The sequence below is a fragment of the Mesorhizobium sp. M7A.F.Ca.CA.002.15.2.1 genome, from assembly GCF_003998715.1.
GTDB classification, from domain to species: Bacteria; Pseudomonadota; Alphaproteobacteria; order Rhizobiales; family Rhizobiaceae; genus Mesorhizobium; species Mesorhizobium ciceri.
This window is the reverse complement of the sequence record NZ_RZPI01000811.1, coordinates 1-2,289: the sequence shown is the minus strand read 5'-3', so window position 1 is coordinate 2,289 and position 2,289 is coordinate 1. Positions and strand designations below refer to the sequence as shown.

Here is a 2,289-nt window from a genome sequence, read left to right as displayed (position 1 = left end):
GCCTATGACCGCTTCGGCCACGCCGCCTTCGAACAGGGCGGCATGAATGGCGGGGCCCAGGGCTTTGGCGCCGGCGGCTTCGCCGACATTTTCGAGGACATTTTCGGCGACATGATGGGCGGGCGCCAGCGCCGCTCGTCGGGCGGCCGCGAGCGCGGCGCCGACCTGCGCTACAACATGGAAATCACCCTGGAAGAGGCTTTTGCCGGCAAGACCGCACAGATCCGGGTGCCGGCGTCGATCTCGTGCTCTGAATGTTCGGGCAGCGGCGCCAAGCCCGGCACCCAGCCCGTCACCTGCTCGATGTGCAACGGCCACGGCAAGGTGCGCGCCACGCAAGGTTTCTTCTCGATCGAGCGGACCTGCCCGCAATGCCAGGGGCGCGGCCAGACGATCAAGGATCCGTGCCCGAAATGCGCCGGCCAGGGCCGCGTCACCGAGGAGCGTTCGCTGTCGGTCAACATCCCGGCCGGCATCGAGGACGGCACCCGCATCCGCCTTGCCAATGAGGGCGAAGCCGGCCTGCGCGGCGGGCCCTCGGGCGACCTCTATATTTTCCTGGCGGTCAAACCGCACGAGTTCTTCCAGCGCGACGGCGCCGATCTCTATTGCAAGGTGCCGATCTCGATGACGACGGCAGCCCTTGGCGGCTCCTTCGAGGTGACGACGCTGGACGGCACGCAGACCAAGGTCAAGGTGACCGAAGGCACACAGAACGGGCGCCAGTTCCGCCTCAAGGGCAAGGGCATGCCTGTGCTGCGCCAGCCCAATGTCGGCGACCTCTACATCCAGACCGCGGTCGAGACGCCGCAGAACCTGACCCGGCGCCAGCGCGAACTTCTGGAGGAGTTCGAACAGCTCTCCTCGCAGGACAATTCGCCTCAATCGAGCGGCTTTTTCGCCCGTATGAAGGATTTCTTCGAGTCTTTCGGCGAGCGTTGATGCACTTTGGCCCGCGTAAGCCGATTTGCCACGCGTAAATCCTTGAATCGCGTCACCCCTTGAGACGCGACGAAAATTATCTTATCCACGACATGCGTCCGGCCGCGCCTTGCCTAGCACCGCTCAGGTGCTAAGTAACTTTGCGGGGAGCGCTGAGGAGAGCTTGCATGACACGTGGCCCTGGACTGCGGAAGGCGCTTGTCGAAAAGTTCGACGACGAACTCAAATTCTTCAAGGGCTGGATCGACAAGCCGAAGACGGTTGGCTCGATCGTGCCGACCAGTTCGATCACCGCGCGCAAGATGGCCTCGATCGTCAATCCTAAATCCGGCCTGCCAGTGCTCGAGGTCGGTCCCGGTACCGGCGTCATCACCCGCGCCATCCTCGCCCAGGGCGTACGCCCCGAAAACCTCTACGCTGTCGAATATTCCACGGATTTCGTTCGTCACCTGCGGCGGCTCTATCCCGGCGTCAACGTCATCGAGGGCGACGCCTTCAACCTCAACGCCACGCTTGGCGACAAGAGCGGGATGATCTTCGATTCCGTCGTTTCGGGCGTGCCGCTGCTCAACTTTCCGGTCGCCCAGCGCATCGCCTATATCGAGAGCCTGCTCGACCGCATCCCGGCCGGACGGCCGATCGTGCAGTTGACCTATGGCCCGATGTCGCCGATCCCACCCGGCCGCGGCAATTATACGGTCAAACATTTCGATTTCATCCTCCGCAACATTCCGCCGACGCAGCTGTGGATCTATCGCCGCGAAGCGCACTAGTGAGAAGGGAATAAGGCAATAGGGGAGTAAGGGAGTAGGGATGAAGGGTTCCATTTCCAGGCTATTTTCTACTCCCATATTCCCTACTGCCCTATTCCCCTATCCTATCCAGCCGTTGATTTGAGCCGTCCTTGGCTGTACCTGTCCGGGAACAAGGGTGGCCAATGGCAGTGATCCCGAAAATCCTCGTCTTCGCCGGCTCGGTGCGCAGCGGCGCCTATAGCGGCAGGGCCGCCGACGTGGCGCAAAAGGAACTCGCCATGCAAGGTGCCGAGGTGACCCGCATCTCGCTCGCCGAATACCCCCTGCCGATCATGGACGAAGACCTGGAAAAGGAAAAAGGCGTTCCCGAAAACGCCCAGAAACTCGGCCGTCTCATCATGGCCCATGACGGGCTGCTGATCGCCACGCCCGAATATAACGGCTCCATTCCGCCGCTGCTCAAGAACACGATCGACTGGGTGAGCCGGGTGCGCAGGGATGGTGGCCGGCCAGTCAGGCCGCTGGCCGGCAAGGTCGTTGGCCTTTGCTCGTCCTCCAACGGGCACTTTGCCGGTATCCGCTGCATCAACCA

At 62.5% G+C, this 2,289-nt stretch carries 3 protein-coding genes; all 3 read left to right on the top strand.

The window, feature by feature from the left end; all coding sequences use genetic code 11:
* Positions 1–942 (top strand): molecular chaperone DnaJ (locus tag ENZ74_RS29635; RefSeq protein WP_164761303.1); only part of this gene is annotated, 942 nt, incomplete at its 5' end.
* A 167-nt stretch (positions 943–1,109) separates the two neighbouring features.
* Positions 1,110–1,715, top strand: a complete 606-nt coding sequence (gene pmtA, locus ENZ74_RS29630) for a phospholipid N-methyltransferase PmtA (RefSeq protein ID WP_013528588.1) — start codon at positions 1,110–1,112, stop codon at positions 1,713–1,715.
* Positions 1,716–1,879: 164 nt separating this feature from the next.
* Positions 1,880–2,289, top strand: a 410-nt coding sequence (locus ENZ74_RS29625; RefSeq protein WP_164761302.1) for an NAD(P)H-dependent oxidoreductase, incomplete at its 3' end; no start/stop codon positions are given.

Bases quoted from the DNA above. Each gene is read 5' to 3' on its own strand.
- pmtA (WP_013528588.1), top strand. From the start codon at position 1,110: ATGACACGTGGCCCTGGACTGCGGAAGGCGCTTGTCGAAAAGTTCGAC.